General features: G+C 65.7%; 12 protein-coding genes and 1 pseudogene. 4 read left to right on the forward strand and 9 right to left on the reverse strand.

Features of this window, described 5'->3' with window-relative positions; translation table 11 throughout:
- The first annotated feature begins 2 nt into the window (after window positions 1-2).
- Window positions 3-446, forward strand: coding sequence for a hypothetical protein (locus AB1281_RS08305; RefSeq protein WP_014037078.1), 444 nt, complete (start codon window positions 3-5; stop codon window positions 444-446).
- Window positions 447-723: 277 nt separating this feature from the next.
- Here the strand turns inward: AB1281_RS08305 and acnA are convergent, their stop codons facing one another.
- Complete coding sequence (gene acnA, locus AB1281_RS08310) at window positions 724-3,477, reverse strand: aconitate hydratase AcnA (RefSeq protein ID WP_430345571.1); 2,754 nt, start codon at window positions 3,475-3,477, stop codon at window positions 724-726.
- 302 nt (window positions 3,478-3,779) lie between these two features.
- Here acnA and AB1281_RS08315 point away from each other — a divergent pair, with 302 nt between their 5' ends.
- The 3 genes from AB1281_RS08315 to acnB are packed head-to-tail and all read left to right on the forward strand — an operon-like array spanning window position 3,780 to window position 7,044.
- Window positions 3,780-4,004: an AbrB/MazE/SpoVT family DNA-binding domain-containing protein gene (locus tag AB1281_RS08315; protein ID WP_005409505.1), complete on the forward strand. Its 225-nt coding sequence runs from the start codon at window positions 3,780-3,782 to the stop codon at window positions 4,002-4,004.
- 6 nt (window positions 4,005-4,010) lie between these two features.
- Window positions 4,011-4,409, forward strand: a complete 399-nt coding sequence (locus tag AB1281_RS08320; RefSeq protein WP_005409506.1) for a type II toxin-antitoxin system VapC family toxin — start codon at window positions 4,011-4,013, stop codon at window positions 4,407-4,409.
- Window positions 4,410-4,452: 43 nt separating this feature from the next.
- Window positions 4,453-7,044, forward strand: coding sequence for a bifunctional aconitate hydratase 2/2-methylisocitrate dehydratase (acnB, locus tag AB1281_RS08325; protein ID WP_049424625.1), 2,592 nt, complete (start codon window positions 4,453-4,455; stop codon window positions 7,042-7,044).
- A gap of 90 nt (window positions 7,045-7,134) precedes the next feature.
- On the opposite strand, the gene AB1281_RS08330 is transcribed toward acnB, so the two are convergent.
- From AB1281_RS08330 to AB1281_RS08365, 8 genes and pseudogenes are all read right to left on the reverse strand, one after another.
- Window positions 7,135-8,622, reverse strand: coding sequence for an XVIPCD domain-containing protein (locus tag AB1281_RS08330; RefSeq protein ID WP_430345572.1), 1,488 nt, complete (start codon window positions 8,620-8,622; stop codon window positions 7,135-7,137).
- A complete protein-coding gene (locus AB1281_RS08335; RefSeq protein ID WP_430345573.1) occupies window positions 8,619-9,257 on the reverse strand; it encodes a hypothetical protein in 639 nt (212 codons plus the stop codon). Before AB1281_RS08335 ends, AB1281_RS08330 begins: the two co-directional genes overlap by 4 nt.
- A gap of 273 nt (window positions 9,258-9,530) precedes the next feature.
- Window positions 9,531-10,334: an alpha/beta fold hydrolase gene (locus AB1281_RS08340; RefSeq protein ID WP_430345574.1), complete on the reverse strand. Its 804-nt coding sequence runs from the start codon at window positions 10,332-10,334 to the stop codon at window positions 9,531-9,533.
- Window positions 10,335-10,651: 317 nt separating this feature from the next.
- Window positions 10,652-11,725: a protein-glutamate methylesterase/protein-glutamine glutaminase gene (locus tag AB1281_RS08345; protein WP_101765397.1), complete on the reverse strand. Its 1,074-nt coding sequence runs from the start codon at window positions 11,723-11,725 to the stop codon at window positions 10,652-10,654.
- Entirely contained in the window at window positions 11,722-12,318 is a 597-nt protein-coding gene (cheD, locus tag AB1281_RS08350) for a chemoreceptor glutamine deamidase CheD (protein ID WP_014037083.1), read from the reverse strand. Before cheD ends, AB1281_RS08345 begins: the two co-directional genes overlap by 4 nt.
- Window positions 12,315-13,184, reverse strand: a complete 870-nt coding sequence (locus AB1281_RS08355) for a CheR family methyltransferase (protein WP_014037084.1) — start codon at window positions 13,182-13,184, stop codon at window positions 12,315-12,317. Before AB1281_RS08355 ends, cheD begins: the two co-directional genes overlap by 4 nt.
- 37 nt (window positions 13,185-13,221) lie before the next feature.
- Window positions 13,222-15,492, reverse strand: coding sequence for a methyl-accepting chemotaxis protein (locus tag AB1281_RS08360; RefSeq protein ID WP_430345575.1), 2,271 nt, complete (start codon window positions 15,490-15,492; stop codon window positions 13,222-13,224).
- Between the two features lie 894 nt (window positions 15,493-16,386).
- A pseudogene (locus tag AB1281_RS08365) lies at window positions 16,387-18,601 on the reverse strand (methyl-accepting chemotaxis protein); the annotation flags it as partial.
- Window positions 18,602-18,609: the final 8 nt, after the last annotated feature.

The following is an 18,609-nucleotide window of genomic DNA, read 5'->3' on the forward strand; positions in this document are numbered from 1 at the left end:
CCATGGTCCGAATCCTGAGCTGTGCGTTGATGGTCTCGCTTTCGATGAGTGCCCATGCGGTGCCGAACGCGATGGTGCAATCGAACTTTCCAGTGATCGCGCTGGGTGAAACGGCAGAACTGAATCTGCAGCTGGCACCGCATCCTGGTGGGCTGGTGACCTATTCGATCCACACCAATGTCTATGCCAGCGAGGAGAGCAGTGGCTACCGGGTATTGGATGTGCGCTGCCCGCCGGGCTTCCTCTCAAACGTCTACCAGGGAAACGCCGGTGCGGTGTGCTATCGCATCGAGGACACGCCGCATCCGGCCGGCGAGATGTCGGTGACAGTGTTCAACGAGGATGCGCCGGATGGGCATCTTGAGTGGGAGGAAGGGCTATGGTCGTTGGATACCAGTGGCCCTGCAGTGAAAACGTCGTGGCATCTGTTTGGCGTGCGGCCCTGATCTTGAGGGTCGATGTGCGACCTGATGCGAGCGGGCAAGCTTGCAGACAAAAAAGGCCGGATCCATGAGGATCCGGCCCTTTTTCTTGTAGAGCCGAGCGCGGGCTCGGCTCTACAGGTGGCGCATTACTTGCCTGCCAGCTGGCGCAGCACGTACTGCAGCAGGCCACCGTGGTGGGCGAGGAGGCGCGCTTGCGAACCACTGGTTCGCGCGTCTCCGCAGCGCCCCCGCGCTGGCGCGGGGGCCGGGCTTCCGCTCGTTGGTACCGCAGGACGGTTCAGCGACCTGCCAGCTGGCGCAGCACGTACTGCAGCAGGCCACCGTGGCGGAAGTACTCGACTTCCTTCGGGGTCAGCAGCATCACCGACACCTCGAAGGTCTTCTTCGTGCCATCGGCTTTGGTCGCGGTGACCGTGGCACGCTTGCTGGCACCGTCCTGCAGGCCGGTGATGTCGATCGTTTCCGAACCGTCCAGGCCCAGGCTCTGTGCGTTCTCGCCGTTGCGGAACTGCAGTGGCAGCACGCCCATGCCGACCAGGTTGGAGCGGTGGATGCGCTCGAAGCTCTCGGCGATGACGGCCTTCACCCCCAGCAGCAGGGTGCCCTTGGCCGCCCAGTCACGCGACGAGCCGGTGCCGTACTCCTTGCCAGCCAGCACCACCAGCGGCACCTTGTCGGCCTTGTACTTCATGGCCGCATCGTAGATCGCCAGTTTCTCCGGCTGGCCACCGCCGGCAGGGTAGTACAGGGTGTTGCCACCTTCCTCGCCACCGAACATCAGGTTCTTGATGCGGATGTTGGCGAAGGTGCCGCGGACCATGACGTCATCGTTGCCGCGGCGGCTGCCGTAGCTGTTGAAGTCGGCCGGCTGCACGCCGCGCTCCTGCAGGAAGCGGCCTGCCGGCGAGTCCTTCTTGATGTTGCCGGCCGGGGAGATGTGGTCGGTGGTGATCGAATCGCCGAACAGGCCCATCACGCGTGCGCCGTGTACGTCGTCGATGCTGCCGGTCTGCATGGTCATGCCATCGAAGTACGGCGGGTTCTTGATGTAGGTGGAGGCATCGCTCCACTCGTACAGGTTGCCGTCCGGCGAGGCGATGGTGTTCCAGCGGGTATCACCCTTGAACACGTCGGCATAGTTCTGCTTGAACATCTCCGGGCCGATGGTCGCGGCGATGACATCGCCGATTTCCTTGTTGCTCGGCCAGATGTCGCGCAGGAACACCGGCTGGCCATCGCTGCCGGTGCCCAGCGGCTGGGTGGTCAGGTCGATGTCGGTGGTGCCGGCGATGGCATAGGCCACCACCAGCGGCGGGCTGGCCAGGTAGTTCATTTTCACTTCGGGGTGCACGCGGCCCTCGAAGTTGCGGTTGCCCGACAGCACCGAGGTGACGACCAGGTCGCCGGTGGCGATGCCGGCGCTGACTTCGGTCGGCAGTGGACCGGAGTTGCCGATGCAGGTGGTGCAGCCGTAGCCGACCACGTAGAAGCCGATCTTCTCCAGCTCCTTCAGCACGCCGGCCTTTTCAAGGTAGTCGGTGACCACGCGCGAGCCTGGGCCAAGCGAGGTCTTCACCCACGGCTGGCGGTTCAGGCCCTTGGCGGCCGCGTTGCGGGCCAGCAGGCCGGCGCCGATCATCACCGCCGGGTTGGAGGTGTTGGTGCACGAGGTGATGGCGGCGATGACTACCGCACCGTCCTTCAGCCGCACCTTGCGGTTCTCGATCTCGATGTCGGCGAAGCCCTTGGCCAGCTGCTCGTTGCCGACTGCGGCGCCACCGCCTTCATTGACGAACGAGGAAACATCGTCGCTGCGCTTGTCACGGTTGGCGGTCATGCCGACCAGGGCGTCGCGGTAGTTCTTCTGCACGTCTTCCAGCAGCACGCGGTCCTGCGGACGCTTCGGGCCGGCCAGCGATGGCTTCACCGTGCCCATGTCCAGTTCCAGCGTGGTGCTGTACTGGGCATGCGGGCTGCCCGGTTCGTGCCACAGGCCCTGTGCCTTGGCATAGGCTTCGACCAGGTCGATCTGCTCTTCGCTGCGGCCGGACAGGCGCAGGTAGTTCAGCGACTCGGCGTCGATCGGGAAGATGCCGCAGGTGGCGCCGTATTCCGGGGCCATGTTGCCGATGGTGGCACGGTCGGCCAGCGGCAGGTGCTGCAGGCCGTCACCGTAGAACTCGACGAACTTGCCGACCACGCCCAGCTTGCGCAGCATCTGGGTGACGGTCAGCACCAGGTCGGTGGCGGTGGCACCCTCGGGCAGCTTGCCGGTCAGCTTGAAGCCGACCACCTGCGGGATCAGCATCGAGGACGGCTGGCCGAGCATGGCCGCCTCCGCTTCGATGCCACCCACGCCCCAGCCGAGCACACCGATGCCGTTGATCATGGTGGTGTGGCTGTCGGTACCGAACACGGTATCGGGGTAGGCAACGGCCTTGCCGTCCTTGTCCGCGGTCATCACCACGCGGGCCAGGTTCTCCAGGTTCACCTGGTGGACGATGCCGGTGTTCGGCGGCACCACCTTGAAGTTGTCGAAGGCCTTCTGGCCCCAGCGCAGGAAGCCGTAACGTTCCTGGTTGCGCTGGAATTCGATCTTGCCGTTGAGGTCCAGCGCGTCGGGCTTGCCGAACACATCGACCTGCACCGAGTGGTCGATGACCAGTTCGGAGGGAATCTGCGGATTGATCTGCTCCGGCGAACCGCCGAGCTTGACCACGGCGTCGCGCATCGCGGCCAGGTCGACCACGCAGGGCACGCCGGTGAAGTCCTGCAGGACCACGCGCGCCGGCATGAAGGCGATCTCGGTGTCCGGCTCGGCGGCCGGGTTCCAGCGGGCCACGGCTTCGATGTGGTCCTTGCCGACGGTGACGCCGCCATCCTCGTGCCGGAGCAGGTTCTCCAGCAGGATCTTCATCGAGTAGGGCAGGTGGGAGATATCGAAGCGCTGGCCCAGCGTGGGCAGGCTGAAGTAGTCGTAGGTCTTGCCGCCGACGTTCAGCTGGCTGCGGGTGGAGAACGAATCGCTCATGCGGGATGACTCCTTCTTGCGGATGGCTTGCTCTGGCCCGTGCGTGGACGGGCCTGCTTGCGGTCGCCGCGGGCCTGGTGGCCCCGGTCCTCCCAGTATGAACCCCAGACTGAATGGATTCATCCGGGCCGGGTTCCGGCCTGCGGCATCGGTTCCAGACTACAGGGGAAGGTGTATGGCGTATGTCACGTTTGTGGCCGATCCTTTGCGAGGCAAGGGCTGGCGGGTTGCCGGTCCTGTTCAGGGTGGAAGTATGCCCGGGGAAGTATGTATAATTTGTGCATACTCTGGAGGGCCTACCGATGGAAGCCACTGTTGCAGAACGCGGACAGATCACCCTGCCCAAGGCGGTGCGCGATGCCCTCGGCCTGACCAAGGGCACGCTGCTGAAGGTCGAGCTGGACGGCAGTCGCATCATCCTGCGCAAGAGTGTTGACGATGCCATTTCACGGGCGCGCGGCAAGTTCGCGCTGGACGGCTTCGAATCGTCCGACGCAGCGGTACGCGCGGTGCGTGACGAGGAGTAAGCCGTGATGATCGCCGTCGATTCGCCGGTGCTGGTCGAGCTGCTCAGCAATGGTCCGCAGGCCGATGCCGTGGAAGCCATCCTCCGGCAGAGCCTGGTCGGTGGCCGCGTGGTGGTCTGCGGCGCGACCCTGGCCGAAGTCTGCGCATCGCTGCGCGGCGGCGCCGAGGTGCTGGAAGCGCTGGAAGAAATGGGCGTGCATTTCAACCCGATGGAAGCCAAGTCGGCGCTGCGCGCCGGCGAGATGCACCGCCGCCACCGCCAGCGCGGCGGCAGCCGCCGCAGCCTGGACGAATTCATGGTCGGCGCCCACGCACTGCTGCAGTGCGATGGCCTGATCACGTGGAACGATACGTTTTACCGCGACTACTTCAAGGGCCTGAAGCTGATCGTGCCGCAAGCCTGAGCCCACTTTGTTTTTTCAACCTACGCATTACCCGGGAGTTGTCATGTTGGAAGCCTACCGCCACCACGTCGCCGAGCGCGCTGCGCTTGGCATCCCGCCGCTGCCGCTGAGCGCGCAGCAGACGGCCGATGTCATCGAACTGCTGAAGAACCCGCCGCAGGGCGAGGCCGAGTTCCTGCTCGACCTGCTGACCCACCGCGTGCCGGCCGGCGTCGATGACGCAGCCAAGGTCAAGGCCTCGTACCTGGCGGCGATCGCCCTGGGTAGCGAGCAGAACCCGCTGATCAGCCGTGAGCGCGCCACCGAACTGCTGGGCACCATGCTCGGCGGCTACAACGTCGCTCCGCTGGTGCAGCTGCTGGACGACGCCAGCGTCGGCACCATCGCCGCCAACGGTCTGAAGAAGACCCTGCTGGTGTTCGATGCGTTCCACGACGTGCAGGAAAAGGCCAAGGCGGGCAACGCCAACGCCCAGGCCGTGCTGCAGAGCTGGGCCGACGCCGAGTGGTTCACCAGCAACCCGGAAGTGCCGCAGAGCCTGACCGTCACCGTGTTCAAGGTGCCGGGCGAGACCAACACCGACGACCTGTCGCCGGCGCCGGACGCGACCACCCGCCCGGACATCCCGATGCACGCCCTGGCGATGCTGAAGAACAAGCGCGACGACGCGCCGTTCACCCCGGAAGAAGACGGCAAGCGCGGCCCGATCCAGCAGATCCTCTCGCTGAAGGACAAGGGTCACCTGGTTGCCTACGTCGGCGACGTGGTCGGCACCGGTTCCTCGCGCAAGTCGGCCACCAACAGCGTGCTGTGGTGGACCGGTGATGACATTCCGTTCATCCCGAACAAGCGCGCCGGTGGCGTCTGCCTGGGTTCGAAGATTGCCCCGATCTTCTACAACACCATGGAAGATGCCGGTGCACTGCCGATCGAGCTGGACGTGTCGAAGATGGAGCACGGCGATGTGGTCGAGCTGCGTCCGTACGAAGGCAAGGCGCTGAAGAACGGTGAAGTGATCGCCGAGTTCCAGGTCAAGTCCGAAGTGCTGTTCGACGAAGTGCGCGCCGGTGGCCGCATTCCGCTGATCATCGGCCGTGGCCTGACCGGCAAGGCGCGCGAAGCGCTGGGCCTGGCCCCGACCGACCTGTTCCGCCTGCCGGTGCAGCCGGTCGACACCGGCAAGGGCTTCTCGCTGGCGCAGAAGATGGTTGGCCGCGCCTGTGGCCTGCCGGAAGGCCAGGGCATGCGCCCGGGCACCTACTGCGAACCGAAGATGACCTCGGTCGGCTCGCAGGACACCACCGGCCCGATGACCCGTGACGAGCTGAAGGACCTGGCCTGCCTGGGCTTCTCGGCCGACCTGGTGATGCAGTCGTTCTGCCACACCGCCGCCTACCCGAAGCCGGTGGACGTGAAGACCCACCACACCCTGCCGGAGTTCATCTCCACCCGTGGCGGCGTCTCGCTGCGTCCGGGCGACGGCGTGATCCACAGCTGGCTCAACCGCATGCTGCTGCCGGACACCGTCGGTACCGGCGGTGACTCGCACACCCGTTTCCCGGTGGGCATTTCGTTCCCGGCCGGTTCGGGCCTGGTCGCCTTCGCCGCTGCCACCGGCGTGATGCCGCTGGACATGCCGGAGTCGGTGCTGGTGCGCTTCAAGGGCAAGATGCAGCCGGGCGTGACCCTGCGTGACCTGGTCAACGCGATCCCGCTGTACGCGATCAAGTCGGGCCTGCTGACCGTGGCCAAGGCTGGCAAGAAGAACATCTTCTCCGGCCGCATCCTGGAAATCGAAGGCCTGCCGGAACTGAAGGTCGAACAGGCGTTCGAACTGTCCGACGCCTCGGCCGAGCGTTCGGCGGCCGGTTGCTCGGTGCGCCTGAACAAGGAGCCGATCATCGAGTACCTCAACAGCAACATCACCCTGCTGAAGTGGATGATTGCCGAGGGTTACCAGGATCCGCGTTCGCTGCAGCGCCGTATCGAGAAGATGGAAGCGTGGCTGGCCAACCCGGAGCTGCTGGAGCCGGATGCCGACGCCGAGTACGCCGCCGTCATCGAGATCGACCTGGCCGACATCCACGAGCCGATCGTGGCCTGCCCGAACGACCCGGACGACGTGAAGACCCTGTCCGAAGTCGCCGGCGCCAAGATCGACGAAGTGTTCATCGGTTCGTGCATGACCAACATCGGTCACTTCCGTGCCGCTGCGAAGCTGCTGGAAGGCAAGCGTGACCTGCCGACCCGCCTGTGGGTGGCCCCGCCGACCAAGATGGACGCCTCGGAGCTGACCAAGGAAGGCGTGTACGGCACCTTCGGCGCGACCGGCGCACGCATGGAAATGCCGGGCTGCTCGCTGTGCATGGGCAACCAGGCGCAGATCCGCGAAGGCTCCACCGCGATGTCGACCTCGACCCGCAACTTCCCGAACCGCCTGGGCCGCAACACCAACGTGTACCTGGGTTCGGCGGAACTGGCTGCGATCTGCTCGCGTCTGGGCCGCATCCCGACCAAGGAGGAGTACATGGCGGACATCGGCGTGATCAACGCCAATGGTGCGGAGATCTACCGCTACATGAACTTCGATCAGATCGAGGAATACCAGGACGTGGCCAAGACGGTTGCTGCCTGAGGGTAGTGCCGGCCGCTGGCCGGCATCCCGTTGAAACGAAGAACCCCCGGTGAAAGCCGGGGGTTTTTTGTGTGCGCCGGGCCAGGTGGCCTAGCCCATGCGCATCGCCGTCCGGGCCTGCTCCTGGGTCTGCTCCTGGGCGTGGTCCTGCTGGGCAACCTGCTGTGCCTGCGATATCTGTTCGGCCTTGGCGAGCGACTGCTCTACGGGTGTACTGATTGCCTCGCTGATCGCGACCGACGACCGCAGGTGTGCCGGATTGTCGAGCGCTCCCTGCACAACGAACATGCGAGGGCCGGAGCCATCACTGGGTGGATTGCCAAGGACCACATGATCGACGCGTTCCAGGCCACTGCTCTTGGCCACCGCAAGCAGGCTGGCCGTCATCCGCTCGCTGGTTTCATCGAAGCTGCGCCCGTGCCTGGCATCCACCGCGGATACGCCGTCGCGAATCTGCCGGTAGAGAGGTTGGTCTGGGTGGCCTTCCTTCCTGGGATCCAGGCCTGCCTTGTCCAGGGTTGATTCGATGCTCTCCTGCAATGGATTCCTGGGAGAGAAGCCGGGATTGCCGAGAGAGGGCGAGCCCTGATCGGTTGCATCCTGGATCAGGTGCTCCCAAGGCTTGAGCGCAGTGTGGGCCCGCTGCTCCGTTTCAGCTTCGCTGCGGGCGTACGCACCGGCTTCCTCGGTACCGCGCAGGTAATTGACCCCGTCGCGCAGCAGACCAGGTCCGCCGCCGACAAGCACGGTCGCCGCCGCGCGCAGTTGATGAACATCGTTGCGGTAGTCGGCAATCCGGCGCAGGTCTTCAGGATCCGTGATCCGGGCCTGGGGATTGTCCAGTACGGACTGCACGGGACCCTTGTCGGTCATGCGATCAAGGAAATGAACCAATCGATGGGAGTCACCCAATTGGACCGCGACGGCGGCGGACATGACATGGCCGCTTTTCATCCCGAGCGTTCCGAGCGAGGCGATGCGCTGGCCCTGCTCGGCGTTGCGCAGAACCTCCAGTTCCCTGGGCAGCGCATACATCTCGACCTTGCCGTAATGGGGGCCGCCCGCACTGACCAGGTCGCCTGCCATCACATGGTTGGTGAAGGGCGCCGCATTGGCCGGCTGGCCCTCAGGGAGGCGATACGCCAGCCCCGCGGCACCGTAAGGATTGAAGGCGTCGCCGGGGAGGTTGTAGTGATGGGCGGTGATCTGCGCGAGGGCACCGCCCAGGGAGTGGCCGGTGACGTGTACCGGACCATACCCATTTTCTTCAGCCAGCTTGATGGCCTGCTTGGTCAGGGCGAGGGCATCACCGAGTTGTGCGTTGACCCTGGCGGTGACCATCGCGGCGTCGATGCCGCCGTCAATCAGAGGCTGGCGATCAAACTCGGTACCGCGATGGGTGACGATTACTTCTTTGGATTCGAGATTATGGTAAATGACGCCTTGGTAGCCGGTGGCGGAGTTTAAGCTGGCCAGTACACGATATTCCGTCCCGGCAATGGTAACAATGGCCTTGGGCTCAGGGAGCGGATCCTTGTAGACATGATCTGAGAGGGCTGCATTTGCTCCAGGATTCATTGGGCTGTTCCTTCAGTCCGCGTGGAGATTTCGATTGGGAAGTAATTCTTTCGCTTATCTGGAGACATCTTCTCGTACCAAGTCGAAGGCTCGGTAGGCGTCCACTCTGGCGATCCCCCTGAAGTCATGGGGCGTAAGGCGCGATGTACGTAGGTAGTAGAGAGTTTCTCGGTTTCAAGCTTTGTGAATGAAGTCCATGCGGTTGCTTGGATAGGGCGATCATCGATGATGAAGGCGAATGAAGCTTCCACGAGCACGGGTGTCCAAGTGCACGGGCCGCGACCGTAATAGTCGGCAACTTCCATGCCGTCGTTGAATACAACACTGCTGAATTCAGTAGCACTGAGGCGCTGTGCCTGAAGCTCAACCTTGTGCTGATTCGGCTCGTACTGCACCCCCTCCCAATTGTTGACCGGAGGGAGACAGAGTGGGTCTATCTCATACGTGACGAAGACCGAAGGAACGGGGACATCCACGGGTGCATCGTGGACCCGAATCACAATCGGCAGCGCATCCTTGGGCGCAGGATTCTCGCGATAGACCGGGAACGAGCGTTCCTTGTTGCAGCCTGGAATGGCCAGTGTGATCAATGCGATCAACGCAACATGAGCAAGGCTGGGGACGGGTTTCAGCATGAGCGGTCCATGTCGCTGATCAAGGTTTTGCGGGGTGCGGCGACACCATGAAGGGCATCTCGGGGCAGATGCGACGGATTGCGCATTTCATGCTGGGGGCACGCCGGCACTTCATCCTTATGTGCCGGTGCCTCGGGGCGTTGCGACGTATCGTTCATCGGCGTTCCATTGCTCTGCGACGTCTGACTATACGACCCGGTGCAGCTGTGCTCCAAGGCCGAAGTACAGCGCCGGTGGCGTCCACTGGGACGCCGCCCGGCATTCAGCCGCTTGCTAGCAGGCGACGTGCAGCGACTGCCGCAACCATGCATCCAGCTGCACGCTGGTGAAGGCGGGATTCTCCAGGGTCGAGATATGCCCCGCGCCGGGTATCGATTGCAGGCGGCAACCGATCACCCTGGCCATCTGCTGCGCTTCGCTCAGGGGGCGTGGCAGATCCTGTTCGCCGCTCAGGATCAGCGTTGTTTCCGGGTCCAGATCCTTCAATGCGCCCAGCCGATCCGGGCGACCGAAGATCAGGCGACCCAGCGGAACCACCGCGTTCAGCAGGCGCTCGCGAGGCCAGGACAGCAGCCGTTGCCGGAACGTCATCCGGATCGGATCGTCGGTGGCGATGCCCGGGCGGAAGAACAGCGGCACGATCTGTTCGGCCATGGCTTCGGGGATGCAGCCCAGCTGTTCGATCATGTCGAGCATGCCGAAGTAGCGTTGCCGGGAGGCTTCCGGTTCCGCACCGAGGTAGGTGTCCATCAGGATCAGCGAGCGGACCTGCTCTGGGCGCTGCAGCGCCAGTTCCGCTGCCCACATGCCGCCGACCGACAAGCCAGCCACCGCGTACTGGCGGATGCCCAGCGCATCCAGCAAACGGCCGACTTCGCGTGCGAGGCAGGCCGGTGTGGTGAAGGCGGCGGACAGGGGCAGATCGTTGTCGTGGCCGGGCAGCTCCGGAAGGATCAGGCGGTAGTGCCGCGACAACAGCTCGATCTGTGGCGCCCACATGTCGCGGCCCCAGAGATAGCTGCCGCCAAGAACGATGGGAAAGCCGGTGCCGATATCGTGATGGGTGAGAAGAGGCAATGAGAGGCTCCGTGGAAGGGAGCCTTACGCTGCAGGGGCAGGGAAAGCACGTCCAATGTGGCGGATCGACCAGGATCCGCCCGCGGGCGCAATCGAGGTGATTGCGTCACACATGTGCGTAAGCAGCACTAGTGAAATGCCAGTGTCCGACGGTACCGCCAGATCGAACGAGCTGAATGCGACGTCTGGCCGGTGTGTCTGGCCGATGCGGAGCCGAGCATGGGCTATGCCGGGCGTCCTTGCCCGGCCCCCTGCGGGCCGTCGCAAGCGACGTTGGCAACGGCTCCTGCCGTTGCCTTCGGCTCTACAGCGCCCAATCAGCCGCGGGCCAGGGCCAGCAACCGCTCGGCAATCCGTTCCAGTGGCACCTGTTCTTCGGCGGCGCCGAGCTTGAACGCGGCACCAGGCATGCCCCAGACCACGCTGGTGGCCTCGTCCTGCACCAGTGTCGGCGCGCCGGCCTGGCGCATCTCCAGCAGGCCGCGTGCGCCGTCGTCGCCCATGCCGGTGAGGATGGCGCCGATGGCATTGCCGCCGGCGTTCTGCGCAACCGAGCGGAACAGCACATCGACCGCTGGCTTGTGCCGGTTCACTGCCGGGCCATCATCGACACGGCAGCGCCAACGCGCACCGTCGCGGATGATCCGCAGGTGCTTGCCGCCCGGCGGCAGGTAGGCGTGGCCAGGCAGTACGGCTTCGCCGTCGCTGGCCTCGCGCACGGCCATGGCCGAGTGGCGGTCCAGGCGCTCGGCAAAGGCGCTGCTGAAGCTGGCCGGCAGGTGCTGGGTCATCACCACGGCGGGCGCGTCGGCCGGCATGCCCTCCAGCACCACGCGCAACGCTTCGGTGCCGCCGGCCGACGAGCCGATCGCGATCAGGCGGTCGGTGGTGCGGAACTGCGGAGCAGCGGGGCGCATCGCAGGCGCGGCGTCCAGCAGGAGTTTCGGTGCGGCAGCACGCACCAGCGGACGGACGCGTGAGCGCGCCGCCATCTTGACCTTGGCGATGATTTCATCGGCGTAGGCCTGCAGGCCACGCGCCACGTCCAGCTTCGGCTTGGAGACGAAGTCCACCGCGCCCAGCGCCAGCGCCTGCAGCGTGGTGTCGGCGCCGCGTTCGGTCAACGAGGAGATCATCACCACCGGCAGCGGGTGCAGGCGCATCAGGTTTTCCAGGAACGCCAGCCCGTCCATGCGCGGCATTTCCACGTCCAGGGTGATCACATCCGGGGCCAGGCGCTTGATCTTCTCGCGCGCCAGCAGCGGGTCGGCTGCGGTGCCGACCACGTCGATGGACGGATCGCTGGACAGGATTTCCGTGAGCATCTGGCGCACGACGGCGGAGTCGTCGACGATCAGGACCCGGCAGGGGGCGTTGCCGGTCAGGGTCATTCGAACAGCTCCACGCCACCGGTGACCGGGGCCTTGGACAGGCGCGCACGCACCGCCGATTCGGTCGCGGCCACTTCGGCCTCATGGGCATGCGGCAGGCGCTGCACCACCACGCGGCCGGTATCGGCGAAGAACCAGATCTTGCGCGGATGGATGCCGCACAGGTCCTCGGCAATGATCGGGATGTGCTCGGCCTGCAGGTACTGGCGCACGAATTCGGCGTTGCGGGTGCCGACCGGATTGCTGGTGAAGCCCTTCAGCACGTTGGCACCACCGAACACCTTGGCCTCGATGCGCTTGCGATGTGCGCCGCGCTTGAGCATGTCGTTGATCAGCAGTTCCATCGCATAGCTGCCATAGCGCGCAGGCGCGCCGTCACCGGCGTTGCCCTCGGGCAGCAGGAAATGGTTCATGCCGCCGATCTTCAGCACCGGGTCGCGCAGGCAGGCCGCCACGCAGGAGCCCAGCGTGGTGGTCAGCGCAGTGGTGTCATCGACCACCAGGTACTGGGTCGGCAGCAGCTTGGCGGCGATCGTCTGGAAACGCGCATCCTGGTAGCGCATCACATCGTCGGTACGCAGCGAGGCATTCATGCGCCGGCCTTTGCCGCACGGCGGTACAGGGTGCGGCCGCAGGGCTGGATCAGGTCGGCGGCGTGCAGGTAGTTCTCCGAGTGGCCGGTATACAGCAGGCCGTCGTCAGCCAGGTGCTGCACCAGGCGACCGAGGATGGCGCGCTGGGTCGGCTTGTCGAAGTAGATCATCACGTTGCGGCAGAACAGCGCGTCGAACGGGCCGCCGACGTCGTAGCGCGGGGCGAGCAGGTTCAGCGGGCGGAACTCGATCAGCTCGCGCAGCGCCGGCAACACGCGGCATTGGCCTTCGTTGGGGCCGCTGCCGCGCTGGAAGTAGCGGCGGCGCAGGTCTGGATCGAGGCTGGTGACGCGATCGATGTTGTAGACGCCGCGGCCGGCGGTGGCCAGCACCTGGGTGTCGACGTCGGTGGCGATGATGCGCACCGGAGGCTTCAGCGTGCCGAAGGCCTCGCAGGCAGTGATCGCCATCGAGTAGGGCTCTTCGCCGGTGGATGCCGCGCACGACCACAGCAGCAGCGGCGTGCGGCTGGAGCGCTGCTGCAGCTCCTCGCGCAGCTTGTCGAAGTGGTGCGGTTCGCGGAAGAAGGAGGTCAGGTTGGTGGTCAGGGCGTTGGTGAACGCCTGCCACTCGTCACCGTCTTCCTGCTCCAGATGGTCCAGGTACTGCTGGAAGCTGCGCATGCCCAGCGTGCGCAGGCGGCGCGACAGGCGGCCATAGACCATGTCGCGCTTTGCTGGCGCGAGGGCAATGCCCACGCGCTGGTAGATCAGGTCGCAGACGCGGCGGAAATCACGGTCGGCGAACTCGAATTCGCGCGGGCCGGTAACGATGGGAGTAGGACTTTGCACGGGGGACGTGTCCATCGGCAGAGGCGGCGGCCGCAGCCGCCGCGGGTGGGTCTCAGAATTCCTGCCAGTCGCTGTCGCTGGCGACGAAGGTGCTGGCGTTGCTGCTGCGGCGGACTGGAGCGGGCGTGCTGGTCGGCTGCGGGCGTGCCACGGTGGTGACACGGGCCGGCTCGACACGCGCGGCCACGGCCTTCACTGCGGCGGACACCTGGTTGTCGAGGCGGAAGATCGCCACGGCGTCGGCCAGCTGGCCGGCCTGTTCTTCCATCGCACGTGCCGCAGCAGTGGCTTCTTCCACCAGCGCGGCGTTCTGCTGGGTGGTTTCGTCCATCTGCACCACGGTCTGGTTGACCTGCTCGATGCCCGCCGACTGTTCCTGCGAGGCCGCAGAGATCTCGGCCATGATGTCGGTCACGCGCTGCACCGAGGCGACGATCTCGCCCATGGTGCTGCCGGCCTGGTGGACCAGGCTGGAGCCTTCGGCGACCTTGCCGACCGAATCATCGATCAGGCCCTTGATCTCCTTGGCGGCGGCGGCCGAACGCTGGGCGAGGGTGCGCACTTCACTGGCGACCACGGCGAAGCCGCGGCCCTGTTCACCAGCACGGGCGGCTTCCACCGCGGCGTTCAGCGCCAGGATGTTGGTCTGGAAGGCGATGCCGTCGATTACCGAGATGATCTCGGCGATCTTCTTCGACGAAGCTTCGATGGCCGACATGGTGGTGACCACCTGGCCGACCACCTCGCCGCCCTGCGAGGCGACGCCATGCGCGCCGATGGCGAGCTGGTTGGCCTGGCGGGCATGCTCGGCGTTCTGGCGCACGGTGGAGGTCAGTTCCTCCATCGAAGCGGCGGTTTCCTCCAGATTGGCGGCCTGCTGCTCGGTACGGCGCGACAGGTCGCTGTTGCCGGAGGCGATCTCGCCGGCGGCCAGGGTGATGCTGGAGGCGCTGGCCTGGATCTGGCCGACGATCTGGGTCAGCTGCGCGACGGTGGTGTTGGCGTCGTCACGCATGCGTGCGAACACGCCCTGGTAGTCGCCGTGCATGCGTGCGGTCAGGTCACCCTCGGCGATGGCCGACAGCAGCTGCGAGAGCTTGCCGAGGTTGTCATCGCTGACTGCCATCATCGCGTTGAGGTTTTCCAGCATCAGGCGGAAATCGTGATCGAAGCGCTGCGCATCGCCACGGCGGCTGAAGTCGCCGGCCGCAGCGGCGCTGGCCAGCTGCTTGATCTCGGCGTTGATGCGGCCGAGGTTGGCCTTGACCGTGTCGACGGTGGTGGTCATCGCGGCCTTCTCGCCCGGGTAGCGCGCGATGTCGCGGCTGAGATCGCCGACGGCATACTGCTGCACGACATCCAGCACGTCGTGCAGGGTCTGCACGTGGCCGCCGACCAGGGCGTTGGTTTCCTGCACCATCAACCCGTACTCGCCGGGGAAGGCGCTGGCGTCGATGCGGTAGCTCAGTTCGCCACCGTCGTGGCGGCGCGCCATTTCGCGCTGGCCCGAGATGACCGCATGCAGCTGCTGCTGCATGCCGGCCATGGCGTCCAGCAGGCGGCCGGTTTCGTCATGCGGCTGCGGGCCGATGTGGCTGTCCAGCTTGCCGCCGGCGATGCCTTCGGCCACGGCGGTGGCCTGCTTCAGCGGTACGGCGATGCGGTTGCCGATGATCCAGCTCAGGGCCAGCACGATCAGTACCAGCACGCCACCGGAGACCGCCATGATGGCAGTGAACACCAGCGCCTGCTTCTGCACGTCGTCCATGTAGACGCCGCTGCTGACCACCCAGTTCCAGGGGGCGAACAGGCCGGCGTAGGCGACCTTCTCGACGTCGCCCTTGCTGCCGGGCTTGGCCCAGCGGTAATTGACGAAGCCACCGCCGGCCTTCGCCGCTTCGACCTGGTCGTAGTAGATGCGCACACCGTCGTCGGTACGGAAGTCCTTCATGTCCTTGCCGACCAGGTCCTTGCGGAACGGGTGCATCAGCAGGCGGTAGCCGGTGTCGTAGATGTTGAAGTAGTAGGTGTCGTTCTCGGCGCGCATGACCTCCAGCGCCTGCAGCGCGGCGCTCTTGGCGGCCTCTTCGCTGAGCTCGCCGGTACCGGCAAGGCGGTGGTAGTGCTGGAGGATGCCGTAGCTCAGTTCGACCTGGGTCTTCAGCGCGGTCTTGCGGGTCTCGGTCAGGTCCAGGTACTGCATGCGGGCGGCGATCACCGACAGCGCGATCACGCCGAGCGCGATGAGCAGCGTCAGCAGGTTGAGCTTGCGCCGGACGGAGAGATTGCTGAAGTAGTGTTGCCAGCGATGCAGGAGATTCATCGAGCAGGACCAGGTCGAAGCGGGCGGGCGGCGCCGTGCCGGTCACAGCGGGACAAGCGGTGACAACCCCGTTATCGGCCGCGCGGGCGGGGGATTGAGGTGCGGTGTCCGAACGTATTCAGGTTTCCTTGCAGCGGCGGCTGCGGCGCTGCCTGCGGCAGGCTTTTGAAGCAACAGCAGCGGCAACGGCAGGTCATGGCGATGGGTTGCTACGGATTGGCCGGGTCGGGGTGGGCAGGCAGGACACGCCGTGAACCCATCCATGAGGGCTCGATGGCGCCATCCATGGCGCCAACGGTCCTGCCTACCCACCCCGACCCGGCCCGCCAAGGCTTCACTTCGGCGGACGGCAAGAGCGTTGGGTTTCCAAGTGGAAAGAGGGGTCAGATCCGTTTTCCTGCGGAAAACGGATCTGACCCCGGAAGCGACCAGGCTTTTGCTTTTCGCTCTTTTCTTTTCAATCCGGGGTGGACGTGCACGGAAACTGTCCGTGGCCGGGAGGGTGGGTTGCGCAGGGGCGTAAGCGCCATGGATGGCGCGCCCGAGCCTACAAGGACGTATTCACGGCGGCCCCTGCGCAATCCACCCTCCCGGCCAACCCCCAGCAGCCCAGCTTTTCAACCGACCCACCCCGAGGGGCATCGCCGTTGGCTGGATATCCAGATACCCCGTAAACGAAAACGCCCCGGCGCAGGGCCAGGGCGTTCTCGTACGTCAGGTCAGGCAGGCATCAGAACTCCTGCCAGTCTCCGTCGGCCAGTTCGGTGGCCATCGGGCGACCACCGGCGGTGCGGCGGGCCGGCGGGGCGACCGGGGCCGGTGCGGCCGGTGCGGCAGCACGCGGGGCCGGGGCAGCGGCGATGCGCGGGGCAACCACGGTCTCGGCTTCGTCCACCACGAAGATCGACACGGCCTCGCTGAGGTGACCGGCCTGTTCTTCCATTGCGCGTGCGGCGGCGGTGGCTTCTTCCACCAGCGCGGCGTTCTGCTGGGTGGTTTCGTCCATCTGCACCACGGTCTGGTTGACCTGTTCGATGCCGGCCGACTGTTCCTGCGAGGCGGCGGAAATCTCGGCCATGATGTCGGTCACGCGCTGCACCGAGGCGACGATCTCGCCCATGGTGCTGCCGGCCTTGTGCACCAGCGCGGAGCCGTCGTTGACCTTGCCGACGGAGTCGTCGATCAGGCCCTTGATCTCCTTGGCGGCGGCGGCCGAGCGCTGCGCCAGGGTGCGCACTTCACTGGCGACCACGGCGAAGCCGCGGCCCTGTTCACCAGCACGGGCGGCTTCCACTGCGGCGTTCAGCGCCAGGATGTTGGTCTGGAAGGCGATGCCGTCGATGACCGAGATGATCTCGGCGATCTTTTTCGACGAAGCTTCGATGGCCGACATGGTGGTGACCACCTGGCCGACCACCTCGCCGCCCTGCGAGGCGACGCCATGCGCGCCGATGGCGAGCTGGTTGGCCTGGCGGGCATGCTCGGCGTTCTGGCGCACGGTGGAGGTCAGTTCCTCCATCGAGGCAGCGGTCTCTTCCAGGTTGGCGGCCTGCTGCTCGGTGCGGCGCGACAGGTCGCTGTTGCCGGAGGCGATCTCGCCGGCGGCCGAACTGATCGCGCGGCTGGACTGCTTGATGCGGGTGACGATCTCGCTCAGCTGCGCGGCGGTGGCGTTGGCATCGTCGCGCATGCGGGCGAACACGCCCTGGTAGTCGCCGTGCATGCGCACGGTCAGGTCACCCTGCGACAGCGCGGCGAGCAGGCCGGAGATCTGTTCGATGCTGCCGGCGTTGGCGTCCAGCAGGCCGTTGATCTGCTGGGCCAGCTGCAGGAAGAAGCCTTCCTTGTCGCTGGCGTCGATGCGGCCGGACAGGTCGCCGGCCGCAGCCTGGGCGATCACGCGGGCCACTTCGGCTTCGACCTGCGCTTCCTGGGTGCGGTCACGCCATTCCACCACGTAGCCGACGGTGTCGCCGCCTTCATTGCGGATGGTCGAGACCACCTGGGCGAACTGGGCATCGCCGTACTGCATCGGGCGACGGGCGACGCCGTGTGCCTTCAGGTTGCCCAGCAGGGTCTGGTCCATCTCGCCGCGGTGTTCAAGCACGGTGACCGGCTTGCCGATCAGCGAGGCCTGCGCATCGAAGTCCGGCAGGTCGCGTCGCACGTCGTCCTGGTACTGGCTCAGGGTCTGCTGCAGGGCGCGGTTGCTGTAGACGATGGTGTTGCTGGTGTCGGTCAGGTACACGCCGGTCGAGCTGTAATCCAGTGCGGTACGGATGCGCAGGTTCTCGCGGGCGATGGCCTGGTCGGTTTCGGTGCGCTCGCGCAGGTCGCGCTGCATGCGCTGCATCGCCTGCATCAGTTCGCCCACTTCGTCCTGGCGGCTGACGTCGATGTGGCCGTCGAGCTTGCCGCCGGCCACTTCGTTGGCAACCGAGACGGCGCCGCGCACGCTGCCGACCAGGGCGCGGGCAAACAGCCACACCAGCACCAGGCCGAGTGCGGCGCCGCCCAGCAGGGCGATCACGGTCAGCACGGCCGAGGCGGAGTAGGTGGATTCGGCCTCTTCGCGCGAGGCGCGGGCGAGGCGGTTGTCTTCGGCGATCAGCGCTTCCAGCGCCGAGGCGGCCTTGCGGTGCTTGGTGCGGGTTTCGCCGACGAAGGTATCGATGGCGTCGTCCGGCAGGTCCAGTTCCAGCATCTCGGTGACGCTGTCATAGGAGGCCAGGGCGTCCTTCCATTCCTTGGCGAAGGTGTCGAACAGCTTCTTCTGCTGCGGGTTGTCGACCAGTGCCGGATAGCCCTTGATCGACTTGTCCATGCTCTCGCGCAGTTCGACAGCCTGCTTGCGGGCATCGGATTTGACGTCGTCGCTGGCGCGGATCAACTGCTGGTAGGCGGCATTGCGGTATTCGCCCAGCATGCCGCGCATCTCGCCGGCCATGCGGATGCTTTCCATGCGCGAACCGGCCAGCTCGGTGGTGACGTTGTTCAGCGAATGCAGGCCACGATAGGCGACGATGCCCTGCAGCAGCATCACCAGCAGGATGACGCCGAAGGTCAGCATCAGCTTCGGCATCAGTTTCAGGTTGTTGATCCACGGCATGGGCGTTG

The sequence above is a fragment of the Stenotrophomonas sp. NRRL B-14846 genome (assembly GCF_050473585.1).
Lineage (GTDB): Bacteria > Pseudomonadota > Gammaproteobacteria > Xanthomonadales > Xanthomonadaceae > Stenotrophomonas.

Bases quoted from the DNA above. Each gene is read 5' to 3' on its own strand.
- AB1281_RS08305 (WP_014037078.1), top strand. From the start codon at position 3: ATGGTCCGAATCCTGAGCTGTGCGTTGATGGTCTCGCTTTCGATGAGT.
- acnA (WP_430345571.1), bottom strand. From the start codon at position 3,477: ATGAGCGATTCGTTCTCCACCCGCAGCCAGCTGAACGTCGGCGGCAAG.
- AB1281_RS08315 (WP_005409505.1), top strand. From the start codon at position 3,780: ATGGAAGCCACTGTTGCAGAACGCGGACAGATCACCCTGCCCAAGGCG.
- AB1281_RS08320 (WP_005409506.1), top strand. From the start codon at position 4,011: ATGATCGCCGTCGATTCGCCGGTGCTGGTCGAGCTGCTCAGCAATGGT.
- acnB (WP_049424625.1), top strand. From the start codon at position 4,453: ATGTTGGAAGCCTACCGCCACCACGTCGCCGAGCGCGCTGCGCTTGGC.
- AB1281_RS08330 (WP_430345572.1), bottom strand. From the start codon at position 8,622: ATGAATCCTGGAGCAAATGCAGCCCTCTCAGATCATGTCTACAAGGAT.
- AB1281_RS08335 (WP_430345573.1), bottom strand. From the start codon at position 9,257: ATGCTGAAACCCGTCCCCAGCCTTGCTCATGTTGCGTTGATCGCATTG.
- AB1281_RS08345 (WP_101765397.1), bottom strand. From the start codon at position 11,725: ATGACCCTGACCGGCAACGCCCCCTGCCGGGTCCTGATCGTCGACGAC.
- cheD (WP_014037083.1), bottom strand. From the start codon at position 12,318: ATGAATGCCTCGCTGCGTACCGACGATGTGATGCGCTACCAGGATGCG.
- AB1281_RS08355 (WP_014037084.1), bottom strand. From the start codon at position 13,184: ATGGACACGTCCCCCGTGCAAAGTCCTACTCCCATCGTTACCGGCCCG.
- AB1281_RS08360 (WP_430345575.1), bottom strand. From the start codon at position 15,492: ATGAATCTCCTGCATCGCTGGCAACACTACTTCAGCAATCTCTCCGTC.